The 21,239-nt window shown below is 56.2% G+C and carries 20 protein-coding genes; 11 read left to right on the forward strand and 9 right to left on the reverse strand.

Annotated features, from left to right (window positions below):
- The first annotated feature begins 19 nt into the window (after positions 1-19).
- Positions 20-1,186 carry a glycosyltransferase gene (locus ACYVAC_RS10300; protein ID WP_461097555.1) on the forward strand — a complete coding sequence of 389 codons (1,167 nt, stop codon included), beginning with the start codon at positions 20-22 and terminating at the stop codon, positions 1,184-1,186.
- Here ACYVAC_RS10300 and ACYVAC_RS10305 read toward each other — a convergent pair.
- Positions 1,183-3,171 carry a sialate O-acetylesterase gene (locus ACYVAC_RS10305; RefSeq protein ID WP_461097556.1) on the reverse strand — a complete coding sequence of 663 codons (1,989 nt, stop codon included), beginning with the start codon at positions 3,169-3,171 and terminating at the stop codon, positions 1,183-1,185. The genes ACYVAC_RS10300 and ACYVAC_RS10305 overlap by 4 nt on opposite strands.
- Positions 3,172-3,308: 137 nt before the next feature.
- Here ACYVAC_RS10305 and ACYVAC_RS10310 point away from each other — a divergent pair, with 137 nt between their 5' ends.
- The 4 genes from ACYVAC_RS10310 to ACYVAC_RS10325 all read left to right on the forward strand — a co-directional run bounded on the left by ACYVAC_RS10310 (position 3,309) and on the right by ACYVAC_RS10325 (position 7,080).
- Positions 3,309-4,229 carry a glycosyltransferase family 2 protein gene (locus tag ACYVAC_RS10310; protein WP_461097557.1) on the forward strand — a complete coding sequence of 307 codons (921 nt, stop codon included), beginning with the start codon at positions 3,309-3,311 and terminating at the stop codon, positions 4,227-4,229.
- Positions 4,195-4,785, forward strand: coding sequence for a WcaF family extracellular polysaccharide biosynthesis acetyltransferase (locus ACYVAC_RS10315; protein WP_461097558.1), 591 nt, complete (start codon positions 4,195-4,197; stop codon positions 4,783-4,785). The genes ACYVAC_RS10310 and ACYVAC_RS10315 overlap by 35 nt, the downstream gene beginning before the upstream one ends.
- Positions 4,786-4,892: 107 nt before the next feature.
- Positions 4,893-5,666: a glycosyltransferase family 2 protein gene (locus ACYVAC_RS10320; protein ID WP_461097559.1), complete on the forward strand. Its 774-nt coding sequence runs from the start codon at positions 4,893-4,895 to the stop codon at positions 5,664-5,666.
- Positions 5,667-5,871: 205 nt separating this feature from the next.
- Positions 5,872-7,080 carry a glycosyltransferase family 4 protein gene (locus tag ACYVAC_RS10325; RefSeq protein WP_461097560.1) on the forward strand — a complete coding sequence of 403 codons (1,209 nt, stop codon included), beginning with the start codon at positions 5,872-5,874 and terminating at the stop codon, positions 7,078-7,080.
- Between the two features lie 16 nt (positions 7,081-7,096).
- On the opposite strand, the gene ACYVAC_RS10330 is transcribed toward ACYVAC_RS10325, so the two are convergent.
- The gene (locus ACYVAC_RS10330; protein WP_461097562.1) at positions 7,097-8,071 is read right to left on the reverse strand and encodes a zinc dependent phospholipase C family protein; all 975 of its coding nucleotides are present in this window, start codon (positions 8,069-8,071) and stop codon (positions 7,097-7,099) included.
- A gap of 63 nt (positions 8,072-8,134) precedes the next feature.
- Here ACYVAC_RS10330 and ACYVAC_RS10335 point away from each other — a divergent pair, with 63 nt between their 5' ends.
- The 4 genes from ACYVAC_RS10335 to ACYVAC_RS10350 all read left to right on the forward strand — a co-directional run bounded on the left by ACYVAC_RS10335 (position 8,135) and on the right by ACYVAC_RS10350 (position 10,726).
- Entirely contained in the window at positions 8,135-8,635 is a 501-nt protein-coding gene (locus tag ACYVAC_RS10335) for a Dabb family protein (protein ID WP_461097563.1), read from the forward strand.
- Positions 8,636-8,740: 105 nt separating this feature from the next.
- Entirely contained in the window at positions 8,741-9,007 is a 267-nt protein-coding gene (gene rpsT / locus ACYVAC_RS10340) for a 30S ribosomal protein S20 (protein ID WP_461097564.1), read from the forward strand.
- Positions 9,008-9,119: 112 nt separating this feature from the next.
- Positions 9,120-9,815, forward strand: a complete 696-nt coding sequence (gene radC / locus ACYVAC_RS10345; RefSeq protein ID WP_461097565.1) for a RadC family protein — start codon at positions 9,120-9,122, stop codon at positions 9,813-9,815.
- A 74-nt stretch (positions 9,816-9,889) separates the two neighbouring features.
- Positions 9,890-10,726 (forward strand): MIP/aquaporin family protein, encoded by an 837-nt coding sequence (locus ACYVAC_RS10350; protein ID WP_461097566.1) that lies wholly within the window; start codon positions 9,890-9,892, stop codon positions 10,724-10,726.
- Between the two features lie 12 nt (positions 10,727-10,738).
- On the opposite strand, the gene ACYVAC_RS10355 is transcribed toward ACYVAC_RS10350, so the two are convergent.
- From ACYVAC_RS10355 to ACYVAC_RS10370, 4 genes are all read right to left on the reverse strand, one after another.
- A complete protein-coding gene (locus ACYVAC_RS10355) occupies positions 10,739-11,890 on the reverse strand; it encodes a site-2 protease family protein (protein WP_461097567.1) in 1,152 nt (383 codons plus the stop codon).
- Complete coding sequence (locus ACYVAC_RS10360) at positions 11,887-12,516, reverse strand: HAD family hydrolase (protein WP_461097568.1); 630 nt, start codon at positions 12,514-12,516, stop codon at positions 11,887-11,889. The genes ACYVAC_RS10355 and ACYVAC_RS10360 overlap by 4 nt, the downstream gene beginning before the upstream one ends.
- A gap of 4 nt (positions 12,517-12,520) precedes the next feature.
- Positions 12,521-13,489, reverse strand: coding sequence for an acetyl-CoA carboxylase carboxyltransferase subunit alpha (locus tag ACYVAC_RS10365; RefSeq protein ID WP_461097569.1), 969 nt, complete (start codon positions 13,487-13,489; stop codon positions 12,521-12,523).
- A gap of 104 nt (positions 13,490-13,593) precedes the next feature.
- Positions 13,594-15,024, reverse strand: a complete 1,431-nt coding sequence (locus ACYVAC_RS10370) for an MBL fold metallo-hydrolase RNA specificity domain-containing protein (RefSeq protein ID WP_461097570.1) — start codon at positions 15,022-15,024, stop codon at positions 13,594-13,596.
- Between the two features lie 357 nt (positions 15,025-15,381).
- On the opposite strand from ACYVAC_RS10370, the gene dacB reads away from it, so the two are divergent.
- Positions 15,382-16,911 carry a D-alanyl-D-alanine carboxypeptidase/D-alanyl-D-alanine endopeptidase gene (gene dacB, locus ACYVAC_RS10375; RefSeq protein WP_461097572.1) on the forward strand — a complete coding sequence of 510 codons (1,530 nt, stop codon included), beginning with the start codon at positions 15,382-15,384 and terminating at the stop codon, positions 16,909-16,911.
- A 4-nt stretch (positions 16,912-16,915) separates the two neighbouring features.
- Here the strand turns inward: dacB and ACYVAC_RS10380 are convergent, their stop codons facing one another.
- The 3 genes from ACYVAC_RS10380 to ACYVAC_RS10390 all read right to left on the reverse strand — a co-directional run bounded on the left by ACYVAC_RS10380 (position 16,916) and on the right by ACYVAC_RS10390 (position 18,907).
- Entirely contained in the window at positions 16,916-17,383 is a 468-nt protein-coding gene (locus tag ACYVAC_RS10380; RefSeq protein ID WP_461097573.1) for a response regulator, read from the reverse strand.
- 426 nt (positions 17,384-17,809) lie between these two features.
- Positions 17,810-18,349 (reverse strand): ATP-dependent protease subunit HslV, encoded by a 540-nt coding sequence (gene hslV / locus ACYVAC_RS10385; protein WP_461097574.1) that lies wholly within the window; start codon positions 18,347-18,349, stop codon positions 17,810-17,812.
- A gap of 81 nt (positions 18,350-18,430) precedes the next feature.
- Positions 18,431-18,907, reverse strand: coding sequence for an Lrp/AsnC ligand binding domain-containing protein (locus tag ACYVAC_RS10390; RefSeq protein ID WP_461097575.1), 477 nt, complete (start codon positions 18,905-18,907; stop codon positions 18,431-18,433).
- A 502-nt stretch (positions 18,908-19,409) separates the two neighbouring features.
- Between ACYVAC_RS10390 and lepA the strand changes: the two genes are divergently transcribed.
- Positions 19,410-21,197, forward strand: coding sequence for a translation elongation factor 4 (gene lepA, locus ACYVAC_RS10395; protein ID WP_461097576.1), 1,788 nt, complete (start codon positions 19,410-19,412; stop codon positions 21,195-21,197).
- Positions 21,198-21,239: the final 42 nt, after the last annotated feature.

Below are 21,239 nucleotides of genomic sequence, written 5' to 3' on the forward strand. Positions count from 1 at the left end.
TCGCTACTTTGTACCCCCTATGCGAATCCTGAATATCTGCGCGTACAGCTGGGAAATCGGCGGCCCGCCCAAAATTATCTTCGATCATACCCAGGTAGCGCTGCGTGAAGGGCATCAGGTCGACATTCTGAGTCCGATTTCGCCCAACGAACGCCCCTACCCCGTTCCTGAGGGAGCCAACCTGATTCTGGTACCGCGTACGCAGCCCGTTGGCCGGTTCTTCCGGGAATTCTCGGTCGGGCTGTATCAATATCTGCAAAAAAACATCCGGCAATACGACGTAGTCCATTGCCACGGCCTCTGGCACTTCGGTGCCCTGGCCCCGTTTATGGCCGATAAGTCGGTGGCGAAAGTCGTGACCATCCACGGCGTTCTCGATCGCTGGGCCTATGCCAACAACAACTGGAAGAAAACGCTGATCGACCGGCTGGCGCAGAAAGCGTATCTGCAGCGGGCCGACGTCATTCACATCAACAACACCGACGAGCGCGAAGACCTGCTGCGTTATTTTGGCAATCACCACCCCCGCATTGTGCTGATTCCGAACGGCGTGCGCATGAGCGACTTTGCCACCATGCCGCCCAAAGGCCAGTTCCGGCAGCAGTACAACCTGCCCACCGACCGGAAACTGGTACTCTTTATGAGCCGGCTGAATGTAAAAAAAGGTCTGGGACTGCTGCTGCCGGCCTTTCGCGACTACGTTAAAACCCACCCCGACACCGTACTGGCCGTGGCAGGCCCCGACGACGGATACGAAGCTACGACCCGGCAATTCATCGATGAGCACCAGCTACAGGACTCGATCCGGCTGGTTGGTATGCTGACGGGCGAGGCCAAAAAAGCAGCGCTGGCCGACGCCGATGTGTTTACGCTCCCCTCCTTTTCGGAAGGCTTCTCGATTGCCGTGCTCGAAGCCATGGCCGCCGGCACACCTGCCCTCGTATCGGATCGGGTGGGGTTTGGCGAGGCTATCCGTCAACACGAAGCCGCCGGACTGGTCGAACTAAATCCCGACAGCGTGCGGGCCGGGCTGGAGCGACTGCTGGGCGACGATGCGCTGCGAGCGCGCATCAGCCAGCATGCTACCGCCCTGCTCCGAAGCCAGTACGATATGGACATCGTAGCCAACCAGATGCTCGATGCCTACCGGCAGGCCATCCAGCACCGCAAGCAACAAACCGCCTAAGGCACAACCACCCGCTGCCTGATCTGGCGTCCGGCGCCGGCTTCAGCCGATAACAGGTAGATGCCCGGCGCCAGTGTCTGCATATCCAGTACAGCGCGCCCCTGTCGTACGGATGGCCACCACCCGCACGGTCGCCCCTGCGCATCGTACAGCGTAAGACTGGTTATGTAGCCCGCCGTTAGGGTTATCTGCAGCTGCCGTTCGGGACCCACCGGGTTCGGATAGAGCTGCAGATCGGGGAGCGGATCCGGCTCAAGGGCCAGCACCAGCGGCCGGGCCTGGGCCACATTGCTGTAGGGCGATTCAGAGAGTGAACTTTCGACCCGAATCCGATACCGGTAAACGCCCAGCAGATCGGGCAAACTGATGTCGGTATATGTGTCTGCTGTTGCGGACAGCGTAGCCAGGCGGGTAAACGCCCCCGCTGCGCCCACCGCCCGCTCCAGATACTGTGTCCCGCTGGTCGCTACCGGTGTCCAGTTTAGCCGTATAAGCTTGTCGCTGACGCCCGTTGCCACCAGCACTGGCGCTGGCAACAGATCGGCAATGGGTACATCGCTGAACGTGAAGGCCCGCATTCCCCGCTTGTTCTGGAGCCAGGTACCATTGTAGAAGGGCGACAGGGCGTCCGAAAAATAAGGTGGTGTGTACGTGAGTCGTCGGGCAGCCGATGGTTTTCCCAGCGCCAGCCAGACCCGATTGCCGGTAGCGCCCCCCGCCACCACCTGCCCGCCCTTTCCATCCAGATAAAACAGATTGCGCAGTTCGCGGCTGCCCAGCTTCTGACCGGTAGCAAAGCTGTAGTAGGCCGTGTCGCGCCAGACCAGCTGCTGCCCCTCATCGAACACCAGTTGCACAGAGTCGCGCCGGGCATTGTAGATGCCCTTCTTCACGTCGGGCGAGTTGATCTGCGCGGTGTCGGCCGACCCGTATATGTCGCGAGCCAGCAGCCTGAATTGCTCGGCGGCCAGTTGCCGGTTGCCCGGGTCGGCGTAATGAACCCCATCGTAGCCACGCGCCCCGGCCGTAGCTACCGCTTCGACATTGGCAAATACCTGTCGGGTTCGGCGCTGAAAATCGCGCAGTGCGCCGGCGCTATCGCTCCCACTTTTCAGCAGATTGATCTGACCAACATATAGGCGGGCATTGCCATAATCCTCCCGCAGTTGTTTGTAAAGTGCGGCAAACTTGCTGGCGTATCCCGGCGCCATGCCGCCCGCTTCGGCTTCACCCTGTTTCCAGATGATCGCTTTGAGGCTGCGTGCCACGCCCGCCCATTGCGCCCGGAAGAGCAGGCGCCCATAGGCCGTGGTGAGAGCCGCGTGGTTAGCCGCATCACGGGCCGACAATTCGGTAATGGTAGCGCCCCCAATGGCCCCGTTGATAATCGCCGTTGGTATGCCGTAGGTGTCCAGAATCAGGCGCTGCAGATTCAGCCCGAACGTACCTACCGCCCCAAACGGTTCTTTGGCTGCGTACCACGCCATCGTACCCGGAATATCGGTGGTACCATACGCATACGTAACCGTGCGCAGGTAGCGATCGTCGAACGTAGTTGTGTAAAAGTCAGCCAGACCCGCCCCGGGTATAGCGTTAGACTGCCCATACAGCAAATACACATCGCCACACAGAAGCCGCTGCCGGTTGGCCAACAGCGTCGAGTCGGTGGCTCGGTAAAGAAATACACGACAGGCGTATTCGGCCCGCTCGGCCCGGATCGTGGCGGTCAGCGAGAACGACTGCAGCGCGCTCGTGGTCGACAGGGCCTGATTGCTGACAGACAGCAGTTTGTTTTCGCGCCAGAGCTGCAGACCGATGCGCGTATAGCCCGGGCGGGTTACGCGGCCACTAACCACAACGGCCGCATCGTTGCGGGCCGAACGGGCGAAGAGCTGCCGATCGGCTGGCAACCGGTCGAAGCTGACCTGCGCCCGGCACAAACCGATGGGTAGAATAAGTAGCAGGGCGATGCGGATACAGGCCACGAATTTCCGGTAATCTTAAAAAAGTGATAATATTGCGGTGCGAATCAGCGAATTACCTTGTCCTGGAAAGATACTTCATTCGGGCTCTGCAACAGCCCCGTTGAATAACTGCTTTAGGGAACGGTGATTTTTTTCATATGTCCGACGTATCCGTCATTATTCTGACTCACAACGAGGAAAAACATATTGTCCGGTGCCTGACCAGCCTACTGGCCTTTACCGACAAAATCTTTATCGTTGATTCCTTTTCGACCGACAAAACCGTCGAGATTGCCCGCTCGATGGGGGCTGTGGTGGTACAGAACCCCTGGGTCAATTATGCTACGCAGTTCAACTATGGCATCGCCAACAATCCGTTCCAGACCACCTGGTTCATGCGCATGGATGCCGACGAGTACGTGCTGCCCGAACTGGCCGACGAAATAAACCGGCGCATGCAGACCCTACCGGCATCGGTGTCGGGGGTCTATGTAAAACGGCGGGTATTTTTCATGGAACGCTGGATGCGCCACGGTGGGTTTTATCCAATTTGGCTACTGCGGCTGTGGCGCCCCGGACACGGGTTCTGCGAGAACGTGTGGCACGATGAGCATATCAAACTGACGCAGGGCGACACCATTCAGTTCGAGCACGATCTGGTCGATCACAACCTCAACAACTTCACGTGGTGGACCCAGAAGCACAATCACTACAGTATTCTGGAGATGATTAACCTGCTCAACTACACCTACCACTTCGACAACGCCGAAACCGTGCAGCCGAAGCTGTTTGGTGGTACGCAGGATCAGCGGGTGCGTTACATCAAGCTCAAATATGCCCAGCTGCCGCTCTTCACCCGCCCGATTCTGTATTTCCTGTACCGGTATTTCGTGCGGCTGGGTTTTCTGGATGGCAAGCCCGGCTTTGTCTGGTGCTTTTTTCAGGCGCTCTGGTACCGGATGCTGGTCGACGCCAAGCTGATGGAAGTGTTTTTGCGGGCCGGCCGCGACAAGCAGGCAATCATCGATTATTTCCGGGTTCAATATGGAAAAGACCTCACCCCCCATGACCGCGCCTAAGCCCGCGTCGGGCCAGACCGACCTGTCGCGCTACGACAACAGCTGGTTTAACCCGGGGCCGCGCTGGAAAGTAATCGGCTGGTTTCTGGTCAATTCGCTCGTGCTCAACAACTACCTGCCACTGCCCGTGTCGCTCAAAGTGGCCGTGCTGCGGTGGTTTGGGGCCCGGATCGGCACTGGCTGCGTCATCAAACCGGGGGTCAACATCAAGTACCCCTGGCTGCTCACCATCGGTAATCACGTCTGGATTGGCGAAAAAGTCTGGATCGATAACCTATGTCTGGTCGAGCTGGGCGACAATGTCTGTCTCTCGCAGGGCGCGCTCCTGCTGACCGGTAACCACGACTACCGCCGGTCGACGTTCGACCTGACGGCGAAACCCATCACGCTCGAATCGGGCGTCTGGATTGGTGCACGGGCCATTGTAGGGCCAGGTGTTCGGGCTGGCTCACACGCGGTGCTGTCGGCGGGGTCTATGGCGTCGAAAGCGCTTGAGTCCTACGGCATCTACCAGGGCAACCCGGCGGTGCGCGTGCGCGATCGGGTGATCAGCTAGCCCGGGGCAACTTGTATTGGAGTGGCCCAACCCGCTACCTTTGTCCTATCAGTCGCAGAAACCGACGCTGCCAGACAGGCCCCGGTTTTCTGCTTACCGTTTACTACGTGACGATATCCATCATTACCGTTGTCTACAACGGGGCCGCTTATATCAAAGACTGCATCGAGTCGGTGCTGGGCCAAACCTATACCGACATCGAGTACATCATCATTGATGGCGGTTCAACCGACGGCACCGTCGAACTGGTTCAGGCATACGGCGATCGTATCAGCCGATTTGTGAGCGAGCCCGACCGCGGTCTCTACGACGCCATGAACAAGGGCGTTGGCCTGGCTACCGGTGAGGTCGTAGGGGTACTGAACGCCGACGATTTTTACCCCAACTCACAGATCATCGAACGGATCATGGCCCGCTTTGCCGAAACCCAGGCCGATGGGGTCTATGGTGACATTGTGTACGTTGATCGGTCTAATACAGAAAGGGTCACCCGGTACTGGAAGTCGGGCGCCTACCGGCCAAACGCCTTTCTGTGGGGCTGGATGCCCGGGCATCCGGCGTTTTTTGTCCGGCGCCGACTCTACCAGGAACACGGTCTGTTCCGGCTCGATATGAAAAGTGCTGCTGATTACGAACTGATGCTGCGTTTCATTCACAAACATCAGGCTACGCTGGCCTACCTGCCCGAAATCACGACCGTTATGCGGGCGGGCGGGGTGAGCAATGCCAGTCTGGCCAACCGCTTAAAGGCCAATCAGGATGATCGTTTGGCCTGGAAATTGAACGGTTTACGACCATACGCGTTAACTCTCTGGATAAAGCCGCTGCGCAAGATTGGGCAGTACTTTACTAAGCCACCGGATACCTATCGCTCGAAATAGATCAGTATCAGGCCGTTCGATCAAATTATACCTATCTTTCTGCACGAACGTAGGACATTTGTTCACGGCATAATACAACAGATTACCAGCTGCCTCCATCAACGTTTCACCGCCAGTTTGGGAATCGTTCAACGGAAACCGGACCGGCAAAGGCAACTGCACCGTATCTACCTTAACCAGTTGAAGCTACCTACTACACAAGCCCATGAACATCGACTTACTGATTGCCTACCTGCAAAGCAAGTTTAGCGACGATCTCTTCAAGCTGGGTCTGTACCAATGTATTCTGTCGTTTCTGGTGGCCTGCTTCGTTTCCGTACTGGCCATTCCGGTTGTCATCAAGATTTCAGAACTCAAATCGCTCATGGAGAAACCCGGTGAGCGCCGGTCGCATACGACGCCCACCCCCACGCTGGGCGGTATCGCCATCTTTGCAGCTGTTCTGATCGCTTATTTTCTATGGCCCAGTCTGGACCAGACCGACGTGTACCGCACCAACCTCTCCATCGCGGGCATGACGATCCTGTTTTTTACGGGTATCAAAGATGACCTGGTTGGTATCGACCCCAACAAAAAAATCCTGTTTCAGGTACTGGCGGCCATGATCCTGATTTTTTTCGGCGACCTGCGCGTTGATTACCTGTACGGCATCATGGGCTTTCACCACATCGAAGTCCTGGTGAGTATTCTGCTGACCTGTTTCATCTTCATTGCCCTGACCAACGCCATCAACCTGATCGACGGGATCGACGGGTTGGCGGGGGGGATTGCCACCATTGCCAGCGGCACGTTTGGCGGCTGGTTTCTGCTGACCAACCACTTCGCCATGGCCTGCATGGCCTTTACCCTGACCGGTGCGTTGCTGGGCTTTCTTCGGTTCAACTTCTCACGCACCAGCAAAATCTTTATGGGCAATACAGGTTCGCTCATCATCGGTTTCATGCTGGCGTTTTTCGCGGTTCGTTTTGTCAGCCTGAACGCTTCGTACCGGTTCGAACCAACCGCTTTTTTCAACGCCCCCATCATTGCCATTGTCATTCTGATCATTCCGATCTTCGACACGATGCGGGTGTTTCTGGTACGGATTCTGGCGGGCCGGTCGCCGTTCTCAGCCGACCGCAACCACATGCACCACATCCTGCTCGACAACGGGCTGTCGCACATTCAGACAACGACCGTGCTGTGTCTAACCTCGTTGTTCAACACGATACTGTTCCTGCTGTTCCACCGCAATATCTCCAATACCGAGTCGCTGCTGATTATTGCCGGGCTGTTCGGTCTGTATATGCTTACCAGCTTCACGCTTAAAATGCGGGCCATGTACGTTTCGACCCACCCACGCCGTCGGCGGGCGGTGCTTCGGCGCGAGTTGCAGAGCGGCCTCTTCGGCCGGCGTATCATCGATTACCTGTAGGCGTCGCCAATCGATTTTAATTTTCCTCTCTGGCTGAAAACAAGCGTTTCAGCCAGTTTTTTTTATCTGCTTCATCAGCCGCAACCTCCGCCGGACTATCGGCCTGATGCAGCAGCGGCTCCAGATCGGGCTGGCCCGCATCGACCCAGCAGGTGTACCAGAAGTCGCCCACCATCTTTATCGACGCGCGCATCTGTCGCTCAACCTGGCCACGCAGGCGCTCGTGGTATTGCTGCGCAAAATCGGCTGCATAAACTTTTCCTGTCAGGCCGTTGCGCTCTTCGAAACCAAACTTCCGCCTGTCGCCCAGTTCGAGCGTCAGCTCCCGTTCCAGCCGCAACACCGAATCGAGGGCTGCGTTGGCGCGGAATACGGCCTGCCACGCCCGGCGCTGGGGCGACATTACGTAGTCGGCAGGGCCGGTCAGGAAATCGTAATTCCCGGCAAACAGTTCGGGTAATCGTGACTCCCAGAACCCATGAATACCCTGCTGCCCGGTCAGTTGTCCGTTGTAGTTGCTGGTCGTATGGAGCGGCACATTGGCATCGGCAATGTAATGCCCCAGATCGGCCGCCATGCGTAGTATCTGACGGCTGTTGCGCGTCCGGAACGCTTCGGTCAGCTGATACTTGGCCAGTTGAATGTGCCACGGCACCAATCCATGCAGGGCCAGTGTATCAGCTCCATATCGGGTATCCGCGTCTTGATAGAACCGGGGCAGGGTGGCGGCCGAGGTGTCGGGATAGGCATCCAGGTCAATGAAGTGGCGGGGAGCTTCACCTACCACTGCGTACCGGCGCTTGTCGGGGTTGACCGCGTTGTCGGTCAAAAACTGAATATGCTTCTTGAAGAACGGCATCATCTCCAGCGGCAGGGTAAAAACCGCCAGTCGGTTGATCTGCTGATGGGCGTAGAAGCCCCAGGCGGGTCGGCCCGCAGGCAGTGGCCGCCTACATGCATCATGGTTGCCCGCCCAGGCTGACGGAACCATCAGAACGGGTGCAGACAAAAAAATCAGGGCGCGAACAAACAACCGAATAAAACAGTTGTACATTTGCCTATTCATGGTATTATACGGATAATTTATTTAACTATTCAGCAAAAACTCCGTAAATATCAGAATATTATTCTGAAAAATCGACAAAATAAACTCAAGATGAATACCAAATCACGCGGTTACTTCCTTATTGTCGTACTCATGTGCGCTTTTGCCCTTACAATCTATGGTGCTTACTCCCCGGCCCGTAAAGCCCAGAAACAGCAGATTGTATGCATAAAATTTAAAAAAGGGGTCGAAAACGCAGCTGTTGAGCAGCACATGAACGGTTTTGCGACCCTAAAGCACGAAATTCCACAGGTCGTAGGATATACGTCGGGTAAGACCATTTTGCCGAATCAGGCGGCTTCTGAGTACGATGTAGTGCATTATCTGACCTTCCAGAGCGAAGCCGATCTGCAGGCGTTTGAAAAAAATCCGGCTTACCAGGCGTTCGTTCAGCAGAACAGTGGCAACTGGGCGAAAAAGCTGATCGTCAACGCCGACATTCGCCCGTAAGGCGCTGACATTTACATAAATTCGGCCGGAGTAATTGCAAACTCCGGCCGAATTATTTATTTTTGCGCCCTCATATCGCGATAACGAACTTTACAGTATATATCGATGGCAAATCACAAGTCAGCAAAAAAAGCAATCCGGTCGAGCGCCAAGAAGCGTCTTCAGAACCGCTATCAGCACGTTACGACCCGGAACATGGTCAAGAAACTGCGCACCACTACCGATCATGCAATGGCTGTTGAGCTGTTCAAAACGGTTTCGTCGGCGCTGGACAAACTGGCCAAACGCAATATCATTCACAAGAACAAGGCTTCGAACAACAAATCGAAACTGGCCCGTCTGGTGAACAGTCTGAAACCTGCTCAGGCGTAATCACCCGAGGCTATCGCCTTTCTCCTGCTTTGCGCAGAAACCTTACCTGTTGACGGGTAAGGTTTTTTTGTGCACTTTGGAAACGTATACCACCCGTAACCACCTCGTTTCCATGACGTATCAATCTTCCGGCTCCATCCAGAGCTGGGCAGAAGAAGACCGCCCGCGCGAAAAACTCATGCTGAAAGGCAAGGCCAGCCTCTCGGAAGCCGAGCTTATTGCTATCCTCATCAATTCCGGCACCGTCGACCTCACCGCTGTCGATGTGGCTCGTATCATCCTCAAAAGCGTTGGCAACAATCTCAACGAACTCGCCCGACTCAGCATAAAGGACCTGTCGAAATTTCGGGGTATTGGTGAGGCCAAAGCCATCAGCATCGTTGCCGCGCTGGAACTGGGCCGCCGACGCCGGGAGCAGGACCGGCCGCAGCGGGCGCGCATCACATGCTCGCGCGATGCCTACAACGAAATGCTGCCCCACCTGCTCGATAAACCCCACGAAGAATTCTGGATTTTGCTGCTCAACCGGGCCAACGAAGTGATGCGCCCCATCCAGATCAGTACCGGCGGGGTGTCGGGCACCGTAGCCGACCCCAAGCTGATTTTCAAACAGGCAATCGAGCACCTGGCTTCGTCAATTATTCTGCTGCATAACCACCCATCGGGCAACCTGACACCCTCGCAGGCCGACAAAGACCTGACCCGCAAGCTCCGCGACGCCGGCCGCTTACTCGACATTCCAGTACTCGACCACCTCATCTTCACCGACAAGGCGTATCTGAGTTTTGCCGACGAAGGGCTGCTCTAGGCCGATATCCCCCTGATCTGGTAACTATACCCGGTTTTGTGGGTTGATATGAACAGGCCTTCTCCCTGATACGTATGTCGACTCACGCTAGAAACTGGTGTGGCGCCCTGCGCCGGAACTGGCGCAGTTATGCGGCCGAGGCCTTTGGCGTTACCCTGTTCATGATTGCCTCCTGCGGAACCGCCGTGCTGCTGCATCACCCCGATCTGCCCGGCCGGCGGTGGCTGGGCGAATCGGCTCTGAACCGGCGGGTGGTGCAGGCGCTGCTGATTGGTGTAGTGCTCATACCGGTCAACACCAACGCCTGGGCCAAACGCTCGGGTGCTCACATCAACCCGGCTATTACGCTGGCTTTTCGGTCGATGAATACGATTTCGGCTGTCGATGCCGGCTGGTACATTGTGGCCCAGTGTGCAGCAGCCGTTGTTTCGGGACGTATTCTGTTCGACCTGCTGGCCACCTGGTACCCGCATACCGAGGTCAACTTCAACCTGAGCGGGCCCAAGCCGGGCTTTGGTGGCTGGCCGGTGGCGCTGCTGGCCGAATTTCTGATTTCGGCCCTGCTGATGTTCGTTACCCTCGTTACGCTGCACAACAACCGCCTGCGCGCCTACAGCAGCTGGTTCGGTATTGTGCTCATCATGCTCTTCATTGTATTCGAAGCGCCGTTTTCGGGCATGAGTACCAACCCCGCCCGGTCGCTCGGTACGGCCGCGGCTGCGCTTTCATTCGATCTTTACTGGATTTACGTACTGGCCCCGGTGAGTGCCATGCTCCTCACCACCTTCCTCTTCCAACGCTACTGGCTTCCTGCCCGCGCTGGACAAACGTCTCAACCGGCAAAAGCGAGCCACTGGTACAGACCCGATACGGCCCCGCCGGTGTTCCCGGTCGAACAGCCGGATGCCTGACTGACGCCCTGTTCAGGAAAAGACAAACGGCCGGGGGCTAAAACAAAGCACGAACACCACGAGGGCCAGCCAGCCGAGTGCCTGCCGCTTCAGATCGAGGGGCTCCTGTAGTTCAGTCGATGGGTGCTGGATACCCAGAAAACGCCCCAGGATAAAGACAAACGCCAGAAAGTTGGGATACCCTTCGATGTCCGGCCAAATCTGCGTGCACACCAGCTGCACGACTACTACACTCAATGCTACCAGTAAGGCGGTCATTCGACGCTCACTGATTCGGGAAAAGGCCAGGTACATCACACCAATGTAAAGCGCAAAAGACCCCAGCTGATCGAGGAAAGCTTCGTCGTTGATGACGGCAAAATCAGACGCTTTGAAGAACCCCAGTCCGGCATAGAAGGCGAACACGACAAACAGCAGGGGCGAAAACCACCGGAACCGTTTCTCACCGATCAACGCGTACAGAATATGTCCACCGTCGAGCTGGCCAATGGGAATCAGGTTGAGCGACGTAAAGAACAAGGCCAGATAACCCGCCAGCAGGTATGGGTAATGTACCATTTCGAAGGTGTGCGGCACCCGGGCCGGATCGGCTACGTATTGCTTGAAAAACGAGAAGAGCAGGTTGTCGCCCAGGCCCATGGCAGCCCCTTCGGGCAGGTTTTTATAAGCGTAGCGCCCGTAGTCGAGGCCCCACTTCTTGTATTCGGGGTGAATGGTAAAAATAAAATCGGCCGGCGGCAGGTGGGTGAAACCGTACCATAGCACGCCCAGCGCAACCACAAACCCCGCCAGCGGCCCCGCCACACCAATGTCGAAATACTGGCGCCGGCTATTGATATACGATTTGATGCGAATAAACGCGCCCAGCGTGCCGATACTCTGTCCAATACCCAGCCATAGCGGAATGTAATACGGCAGCGTTACCCGAACCCGGTTGGCCCGGGCCACGAAATAATGACCGAATTCATGCACGGTCAGGATGGCCAGGAACGGTAGGGAAAACTGAAATCCACTCACAAACTCAGTCCAGCCCAGCTGAAGCATCCCCTCAATGGGCAGAAACAGCCGGCCGTACATCCATTCGGCGCCGGCCAGCGTGGTGGTGACCAGGGTAAGTAAAAAAAGACCTCCGTGAAGGAGGTACGTTTTTGTTTGCTGACTCATAAATGCGCGGTGTACTCCAGAATCGTCTTGGGTGGCTGTACGTGCACAGCCTCAATACCTAACGCTGCCGCTGCCGCGATATTGGCCGCATTGTCGTCGAAAAAGGCCGTTTCGGCCGCGTCCAGACCTGCTTCGGCCAGCACATGCTCGTAGATGGCCGGCGACGGCTTGGCCATGCCCACAGCATGGGAGTAAAACACGCGCTCGAACAGATCTTCGAGCGTTGGCTTGCCCAACTCCGTCAGCACCCGGTTGACCTGCCGGATGTGAATGGCGTTGGTATTGCTCAGCAGAAACAACCGATACCGACCGGCCAGCGCCTGAATGCGCTCGACGCGTTCGACGGGGAGTTCAAGCAGCACCGAGTTCCAGGCCGTCTCAATCACCTCGTCGGCCCAGGCATCGGTCGTGTGCTGCCGAGTCTGCATCAGCTGCCGAATCTGGCTACGAAAGCCCTCATCGTCGACCAGGCCCGTTTCGTAGCGGTTCCAGATGTCGTGTTCACGCCAGATCGCTTTTACGTCGTCTTCGGGCAAATTGGCCAGGGTAGCAAAGTTGCGCAGCGGAGCCGACAGGTCGATGGGGATAATGACATCGCCCAGATCGAAGATGAGGTTTTTAAGCATAATCTTATTCGATCACTACGCCCATATCGCAGAACTTCTCAATCCGCTGATCGATGCGGGTCTGCGGATCAATGGCGTTCAGTTCGCTCAGCGTATTCAGAATAATGTCTTTAAGATGGTTGGCCATGGCCTGGTGGTCATTGTGCGCCCCCCCTACCGGTTCTTCCACAATCTCGTCGACAAGTTTATTGAGCTGCATATCGCGGGCGGTCAGCTTCATGGCTTCGGCAGCCTGCTCCTTGAAATTCCAGCTGCGCCACAAAATGGTAGAGCAGTTTTCGGGCGAAATAACCGAGTACCAGGTATTTTCGAGCATCATAACCCGGTCGCCGATAGCGATACCGAGGGCACCCCCCGAAGCGCCTTCACCAATCACGATGCAGATAACCGGTACCGTGAGCATAAACATCTCGCGGAGGTTACGGGCAATAGCTTCGCCCTGACCACGTTCTTCGGCTTCGAGACCCGGAAAAGCACCCGGCGTGTCGATAAGCGTGATGATGGGCTTGTTGAATTTTTCGGCCAGTTTCATCAGCCGCAGCGCCTTGCGATACCCTTCCGGATTGGGCATCCCGAAGTTGCGGTGCTGCCGCTGTTTGGTGTTACGGCCTTTCTGCTGGCCAATGATCATTACCGTCTGGCCCGGTTCGCCATCGCGGCCCAGTTCGCAGAAACCGCCCACCATAGCCGGATCGTCGCGCACGGTACGGTCGCCGTGCAGTTCGATAAACTGATCGCACATGAGCGAAATATAATCGAGCGTATAAGGCCGGTCGGGATGCCGCGACAGCTGTACACGCTGCCAGCGGGTCAGGTTCTGAAAAATCTCCCGGCGCAGCTTGTCGATGCTTTGTTCGAGCGTCGTTACCGCATCTGAAACATCAACATTGCTGGTCTGCGCAAGCCGCTTGGTTTCTTCCAGCCGCGCTTCGAGGTCGGCAATAGGTTTTTCGAAGTCGAGGTATGTTCTCATTTAGTCAAGTTTCGCCCGGTTGTTGACGGAAGTTGTAAAAGTATACCGTTGGTTCGTTGTAACGTAGCTACAGGATGCCGGTCAGCGTGTGCCAGCGCCAGGCCTTACAGCGTAAACGTTTCGCCCTTTTTCGGAATGACGACCTGCGGATAACCCGCTTCGGCCAGCGTATCCCGAAAAGCCTCCATACTGCTGTAATCGCCGTGCACCAGAAACAACGATTTCAGTGTTTCGGGCGACTGCATGGTCACGAAGTTCATCAGATCGTCGCGGTCGCCGTGGCCACTGAACACATCTATTTTTTCGATATTGGCCAGTACCTGATGCTCCTTACCCTTGATCGTCAGGGTCGACTGCCCGTTGAGCAGGCGCCAGCCCAGCGTACCTTCGGCGCAGTAGCCGATAATCAGGATGGTCGAGTATGGGTTGCTGATGTTTTCGGCCACGTGGTACTCTACCCGACCGCCCTGCACCATCCCCGACGAGGAAATGATAATGCAGGGTTCTCCGTAATTCGACACGGCCTTGCTGGCTTTGGCCGACTCCAGAAACTGAAAATTCTGAAAATCGAACAGCGTTTCGTTTTCCTTATAAAACTCTTTGGCTTCCCCACTCAGCATTTTGATGTGCTGCAGGTAAATTTTCGAGCTTTCGAAGGCCATCGGGCTATCCGAAAAGACCCGGATGGGCGGAAAATCGCGTTCGGTATAAAGGCGGTTCAGGGTATAGAGCAACGCCTGCGTACGGCCTACGCTGAACGACGGAATAATCAGCCGGCCCGGAATATCGATACAGGTCCGCTGAATGACATCGGCCAGCGCGTCTTCGGGCGTGGCATTGTCTTCGTGCAGGCGATTGCCGTAGGTGCTCTCGCAAACCAGGTAGTCGACGGGGGGCACCGGTGCCGGATCGACCAGCAGCGGATAGTTCTTGCGGCCAATATCGCCCGAGAAGCAGATGCTTTTCTTTTCGCCGTTTTCGAGCACGTTGATAACGATGTGTGCCGCGCCGAGCAGGTGCCCCGCCGGAATGAACGTCACATCGACCCCGTCGGCCACTTTAAAGCGCCGGTTGAAGGCAATGGGTACCACGTTTTCCATGGTTTCGCGCACCTGCCGATCCAGAAACAGTTCTTTCTGGAGTTGCACCTGCCGGTCTTTGACCCGCTGCTTCTTGCTGCTGTTCAGTTCGTTAATCCGCTTCTGATTGAGCGATGCCGCATCTTTCAGCAGCACACTGGTCAGGGCGTAGGTAGGCTCGGTACACAGCACCTGCCCTTCGTAGCCTTCGCGGTACAGGTTGGGCAGATTACCCGAGTGATCCACGTGAGCGTGGGTGAGTAACACCAGATTTATACTGGAAGCCTCAAACGGGAAAAAACCCAGATGAGGAGTAGTTGGAACGGTTTCACCGTTCGAGCGGGATCTCTCCAGGTCCGACCCGCAGTCGATCAGGATGCGGTAGTCATCCTCCAGTTCCAGCAGGTACATGCTGCCCGTTACTTGCCGGGCCGCCCCCAGAAACGATAATTTCATGCGTACAGCTTACTATTCAATGTCTGTTTATTCGATGTCTTATCAACCGCAAAGGCCGTACAGGTGGGGCAATCAGGTTTACCTAAGAGTGCAAAACTACAACATTACCGGTTAATAACGGTGTCTGCTTCGATTCCTCTCTGGTCCGTTGCGGGCAGACCTGTGCCGCCTGATTCTGATCTAACACGTTTGTCGGTCAATTAGGTTGCCGGCGCTCTTTATTTGGGGTGACGTGGCCGGGGCCAAACCGGCCCGTTGGGCCTCTTTTTGATTTTCTGGCCCGGCCGGCTAGGTATTCTGGGGCCGGTAGCCCGATTTTTGTACAGTCTGCTTTATTCGCTGTCTGTTTTGCTGCTCATGCCTCTGTTTCCCCTCCGGTTGTTTTTACTGCTCTTTCAGTCGGCCGTTACAGGCCCGGTTCCGGTACCGCCCGGCCCCAGACCCGTTGTGGCCCCGGCCGATACCGTAGCTACCCGCCAGCTCCTGAGCCTGGTCGATTCGTTCCAGGCCAGTTCGGCCGTACGGTACGGGACCGTTGCCCTGTCGGTCCGGCGCATCCGCGACGGGCGGGAAGTAGTAGCCTACAATGCCCGGCAGAGCATGCCCTCCGCATCGACCCTCAAACTGATTACAACGGCTACAGCCATGGCCGTACTGGGCAGCGACTACAGCTATACCACCACCCTCGAATACGACGGTACGGTTAAAGACAGCGTACTGACGGGTAACCTGTACATCCGCGGTACGGGCGATCCTTCGCTGGGCAGCTGGCGCTTTCCGAGTTACTACGAACTGCCGGCACTGCTCAAAAACTGGTCGGCGCAGGTGCGGGCAGCCGGCATCCGCCGGATTCGCGGACAGGTGGTAGGCGATGCCTCCCTGTTTCCCGATCTGACTACTCCCGACACCTGGCCCTACGGCGACCTGGGTAACTACTACGGCGCCAGTCTGAGCGCGCTCAACCTCAACGAAAACCTGTACCGGGTTTTCTTTAGACCAGGGCGTTCGATCGGCAGTCCGGCGCGGCTGCTGCGCACCGATCCGGTACTCCCTTATCTGTCGCTGCAAAACAACGTGTCGACCGATGCGGCCGGCACCGGCGACCAGGTCGTTATTTTCGGGGCGCCTTTCCAGAATCAGCAGTGGCTGACGGGGAAAGTGCCGTTGGGCGAGGAATTCAGTGTGAAGGGCGCCTTGCCGGAGCCAGCCTATTACGCGGCCTACGCGCTCCATCAGCAGCTCACAGCCGATCGCATACCGGTAGAAACCGCACCCGTGGCTGTTGGCAGTGGTGCCCACACCAGCGTAACGGGAGCCGGCAAACGCACCACCATCAGCGAGCACAAATCGCCCCCACTTACGGAACTGGTGCAGCAGACCAATTTTCAGAGTATCAACCTCTACGCCGAGGCTCTGCTCCGGACAACGGCGCTGCAACTCGACAAATCGGTACGTTCGACCGAGGGCAGTGTGGATGCGCTTGTGGGCTACTGGCAGCGGAAAGGCGTTGATCTGGGCGGATTCCGTATCAAGGATGGCAGTGGCCTGTCGACGGTGGGGGCGCTGGCGGCCAGCAACATGACCGGCATTCTGAGCGCCATGGGCCGCGAATCCGCCTTCACGGCGTATCTCAATACGATACCCGTAGTGGGCCAGACCGGTACGGTTCGGAACCTGGCCAAAGGCACGGCGGCAGCCGGTAATATCCGGGCCAAGAGTGGTTCGATTGAAGGCGTACGGGCGTATGCCGGCTATTTCACCGCAACCAACGGCGAGCGCATGAGCTTCTGCGTGCTGGTCAATAAGTTTACGCCCGGCCAGAGCCGGTCGGTGACAACCGGGCTCGAGAAAGTATTCGTTGGACTAGTCCGGCTATCGGGGAACTAGCACCTTATTTTTCGCCTTCGTTGTGGTCACATACCGTAACGACATTGAACCAGTACTGGCCAATGGTACGGGTAACCTCGCTCAGCCGCTGAAACGTGGGCGGTTTGGTAATGAAACTGTTGGCGCCGTTGAAATATGACGTTTCAATATCGTCGCGGGCGTCGGAGGTGGTCAGCACCACAATCGGAATATGCCGTAGTCCTTCGTTCGTCTTTATTTCGCGCAGAGCCTCCCGCCCATCTTTACGGGGCATGTTCAGGTCGAGCAGAATCAGGTCGGGCAGGGGATGCGATGCGCCCGCATGCTGACCGTTGTAGTTCAGAAAATCGAGCATTTCCTCGCCATCTTCAGCAAACGAGATCCGGGTTGTTGGGTAGTGTTGCTGAAACGCTTCACGCGTTAGAAAACGGTCGTCCTCATCATCGTCTACCAGCAGGATATGAATGGGCTTTGACTGATGTTGATCGTTCATAGTATGTATTGACAGCGCCTGGATTGCGTACCCGACAAACGTTACACTCGGTCATTCAGGCGGGTTGGCCTGTTTACTGAACATCCTGCTACCCCTACCGGCTGACCGATCGATCGAACAGCGATCCACGGCCTGCCGGCATTCGTCAACACTACGCATACAGCGGGGAATACGTAAACGGAGATCGATCAGGTCCACTGGACCGCTGGCACTGACGGGTACCAGCCAGGTTGATCTGATGCACGGAGCATACCACTCGACGTCTGAGCCAACCGAAGAGCACCAGCAGGCGGGCACCGATGCGAGACCGGGGGCCACCGGGGGGCTTTTTATCTGAAGTCATAACGTTAAGCGGCAGAACCGCACAAATATAAAAAAACTCTGCACCAAACCTGACCGCTATACGCATCTGCCAGTTTCGTGCCACTAGAGCGATTCGACCATCAGATTGTGGTTGGTATAGATGCATACATCGGCCGCAATATGCAGACTTTCGCGCACCATTTCTTCGGCCGTCATGGCAGGAGCGTGTTTTTTAAGCGCAATAGCAGCCGACTGGGCATACATACCGCCCGAACCGATGGCCGCAATTTCATGGTCGGGCTCGATCACGTCGCCAGTGCCCGACACCAGCAGCAAATCCTCTTTGGAGGCCACAATGAGCATGGCTTCGAGTTTGCGCAGGTAGCGGTCGGTACGCCAGTCTTTGGCCAGTTCGATGGCGGCCCGCTTGAGGTTGCCACCATAGGCATTAAGTTTCTCTTCAAACCGTTCGATCAGCGTGAAGGCGTCGGCCGTGGAGCCGGCAAAACCGGCCAGTACCTTACCGCCCATCAGAACGCGGACTTTCCGGACGTTGCTTTTGGCAACCGTGTTGCCCATAGTAGCCTGCCCGTCGGCGCCAAGGGCGACCTGCCCATTGTGCCGGATGCCAACTACGGTTGTTGCGTGAATTTTGGGTTGCATGACTGCGTGTTGATTCGGCTGCATAACACGCAGCCGGCGGGTTCGGGTTCAGCCCGCCGGTGCCAAACCGAACGTACGCCCTCAGCCGACTTCGCTGAACGGCACCGGTCGATTCACACTTTCCTCGAGCGAGATAAACGTTTCGGTACGCTGGATACCGCTCACTTTCTGGATCTTGTCGTGCAGCACTTCGCGCAGGTGCTGGGTATCGCGGCAAACGATTTTGGCGAAGATGCTGTAAATTCCGGTCGTATAATGAACATTGACTACCTCCGGTATTTTTTCGAGCTGCTGAGATACTTCCGCATACAACGAACTTTTATCGAGATAAATACCCAGGAAGGCACTGATGTCCCAGCCAAGTTTGGCACTGTCGATGACGAGCTGTGAGCCCCGCACAATGCCCATTTGCTCCATTTTTTTCATCCGGACGTGTACGGTGCCGCCCGATACGAAGATGCGCTTGCCAATTTCAGTATAGGCCATGTTGGCGTCCTGCATCAGCAAACTCAGTATTTTGAGGTCTGTGTTATCAATTTCTAAATTTTTCTCTGACATACAAGGCCCTATTTTTATTTTTCACAACAAATGTACTAAATCATTCAATATATCATAATTTTTCAGAAATTTACGTACCAAATTTGCAATGAAACAGAAACTCACCTTACCTTTGTCATGTTGAAGCGGTTGGCCAGGGTCAACGGGTTGACTGCTTCGACATCTTTTCACACTGTAGGATGTCGAAATTGGCAGACGTGCCCTCCTGTCTCGGGGGTGGTGATAAAGGATAAACGCAGCATAATGCCGCCCTCGTGGCGACTGGGGTTGACCACCAGAGTTGTACTGTAGCTAACTGCACCGTGGGCGGTTCGAGTCCCCCTCCTACAGCGCTAAACTGGCTTGCCAGTTGGTTTTTAGTTTGTTGATGAAGTGTAATCAGACACGCCGGTCTCCATTGAGGCCGGCGTTTGTTTTTTGTGCCTACCCCACCCCTCAGCGAACCACCCGTTTTTTTGCTTAATTTTGTGGCTTACTTCAGCAGATAGCTCCGTTTTCCAGCGTGAAACATATTCGTAATTTTTGCATCATTGCCCACATCGACCACGGCAAAAGCACCCTCGCCGACCGATTGCTGGAATTTACTCAGACAGTGGGCGCCCGCGACATGCAGGCGCAGTTGCTGGATGATATGGACCTGGAGCGTGAGCGTGGTATCACCATCAAGAGCCACGCCATCCAGATGAATTATGTGCACAAGGGCGAAACCTACGTCCTGAACCTTATCGACACGCCCGGCCACGTCGACTTCAGCTACGAAGTCTCGCGGTCAATTGCTGCCTGCGAAGGGGCATTGCTGCTGGTCGATGCGGCACAGGGGATCGAGGCTCAGACAATTTCGAACCTGTATCTGGCCATGAACAGCGATCTGGTCATCATTCCGGTGCTGAACAAGATCGATCTGCCCGGCGCCATGCCCGAAGAGGTAAAGGACGAAATGGTCGATCTGCTGGGCTGCGACCGCGACGACATCATTCCGGCCAGCGGCAAAGAAGGCATCGGCGTTCCCGAAATTCTGGCCGCCATTGTCGAACGCATTCCGGCTCCCCAGGGTGACCCCAATGGCGAACTTCAGGCGCTGATTTTCGACTCGCACTTCAACTCCTACCGGGGGATCGAAGTAATTTTCCGGGTTAAAAATGGCCGGATCCGCAAAGGCGACCGTGTGAAGTTCATGAACACCGGCAAAGAATACATTGCCGATGAAGTGGGCACCCTCGGTCTGGTGCAGGTGCCGCGCAACGGTATCGAGTGTGGCGACGTGGGTTACCTGATTTCGGGCATCAAAGTGGCCAAGGAAGTCAAGGTGGGGGATACCATCACGCAGCTCGATAATCCGGCCAAAGAAGCTATTCAGGGCTTTTCGGAGGTTAAGCCCATGGTTTTTGCCGGTATTTACCCGGTCGAAACAAGCGAGTTCGAGGACCTGCGCGACGCTATGGAGAAACTCCAGCTCAACGACGCGGCCCTGATCTGGGAACCCGAAACATCGGCCGCCCTGGGCTTTGGGTTCCGTTGCGGCTTCCTGGGCATGCTCCACATGGAGATTGTGCAGGAACGGCTCGAGCGGGAATTCGACATGACCGTGATTACCACCGTACCATCGGTGCGGTTTGAAGTCGTTACCACCCGCGACGAGATCTTGCAGGTGTCGGCCCCAGCCGAGATGCCCGACCCCAGCACCATCCGCTGGATCGAAGAGCCCTTCATCAAGGCACAGATCATTACCAAGGCCGATTATGTAGGGGCGATCATTGGCCTCTGCATGGATAAGCGTAGTCTGCTCAAAAACCAGGTATACCTGACCCAGGATCGGGTCGAGTTGCAGTTTGAGATGCCGCTGGCCGAGGTCGTATTCGACTTTTTCGATAAGCTCAAGACCATTTCGCGTGGGTATGCCTCGCTCGACTACGAGTTTATCGGCAACCGCGAGTCGCACATGGTGAAACTCGATGTCATGCTGAACGGCGAGCCGGTCGATGCCCTGTCGGCGATCGTACACCGCGAAAAAGCCTACGAATGGGGCAAGAAACTCTGCGAAAAACTCCGTGAACTGCTACCCCGTCAGCAGTTCGAAATTGCCATTCAGGCTGCCATCGGGCAAAAGATCATTGCCCGCGAAACCGTGAAGGCTCTGCGCAAAGACGTACTGGCCAAATGTTACGGGGGCGATATTTCGCGGAAACGCAAGCTGCTCGAAAAACAGAAAAAAGGAAAGAAACGGATGCGCCAGGTGGGCAACGTCGAAATCCCGCAGGAAGCCTTTATGGCCGTTCTCAAGATCAACTAACAAGAAAGCCCGGTCGCAAAACCGGGCTTTCTTGTCTAGAGC

Source organism: Spirosoma luteolum (genome assembly GCF_054778875.1).

Excerpts from the sequence above, each read along its gene's own strand:
- ACYVAC_RS10370 (WP_461097570.1), bottom strand. The coding sequence starts at position 15,024 with ATGAAATTATCGTTTCTGGGGGCGGCCCGGCAAGTAACGGGCAGCATG.
- ACYVAC_RS10380 (WP_461097573.1), bottom strand. The coding sequence starts at position 17,383 with ATGAACGATCAACATCAGTCAAAGCCCATTCATATCCTGCTGGTAGAC.
- ACYVAC_RS10350 (WP_461097566.1), top strand. The coding sequence starts at position 9,890 with ATGTCGACTCACGCTAGAAACTGGTGTGGCGCCCTGCGCCGGAACTGG.
- ACYVAC_RS10355 (WP_461097567.1), bottom strand. The coding sequence starts at position 11,890 with ATGAGTCAGCAAACAAAAACGTACCTCCTTCACGGAGGTCTTTTTTTA.
- ACYVAC_RS10310 (WP_461097557.1), top strand. The coding sequence starts at position 3,309 with ATGTCCGACGTATCCGTCATTATTCTGACTCACAACGAGGAAAAACAT.
- rpsT (WP_461097564.1), top strand. The coding sequence starts at position 8,741 with ATGGCAAATCACAAGTCAGCAAAAAAAGCAATCCGGTCGAGCGCCAAG.
- ACYVAC_RS10300 (WP_461097555.1), top strand. The coding sequence starts at position 20 with ATGCGAATCCTGAATATCTGCGCGTACAGCTGGGAAATCGGCGGCCCG.
- ACYVAC_RS10365 (WP_461097569.1), bottom strand. The coding sequence starts at position 13,489 with ATGAGAACATACCTCGACTTCGAAAAACCTATTGCCGACCTCGAAGCG.
- ACYVAC_RS10360 (WP_461097568.1), bottom strand. The coding sequence starts at position 12,516 with ATGCTTAAAAACCTCATCTTCGATCTGGGCGATGTCATTATCCCCATC.
- ACYVAC_RS10390 (WP_461097575.1), bottom strand. The coding sequence starts at position 18,907 with ATGTCAGAGAAAAATTTAGAAATTGATAACACAGACCTCAAAATACTG.
- ACYVAC_RS10325 (WP_461097560.1), top strand. The coding sequence starts at position 5,872 with ATGAACATCGACTTACTGATTGCCTACCTGCAAAGCAAGTTTAGCGAC.
- dacB (WP_461097572.1), top strand. The coding sequence starts at position 15,382 with ATGCCTCTGTTTCCCCTCCGGTTGTTTTTACTGCTCTTTCAGTCGGCC.
- hslV (WP_461097574.1), bottom strand. The coding sequence starts at position 18,349 with ATGCAACCCAAAATTCACGCAACAACCGTAGTTGGCATCCGGCACAAT.
- radC (WP_461097565.1), top strand. The coding sequence starts at position 9,120 with ATGACGTATCAATCTTCCGGCTCCATCCAGAGCTGGGCAGAAGAAGAC.
- ACYVAC_RS10315 (WP_461097558.1), top strand. The coding sequence starts at position 4,195 with ATGGAAAAGACCTCACCCCCCATGACCGCGCCTAAGCCCGCGTCGGGC.
- ACYVAC_RS10330 (WP_461097562.1), bottom strand. The coding sequence starts at position 8,071 with ATGGTTCCGTCAGCCTGGGCGGGCAACCATGATGCATGTAGGCGGCCA.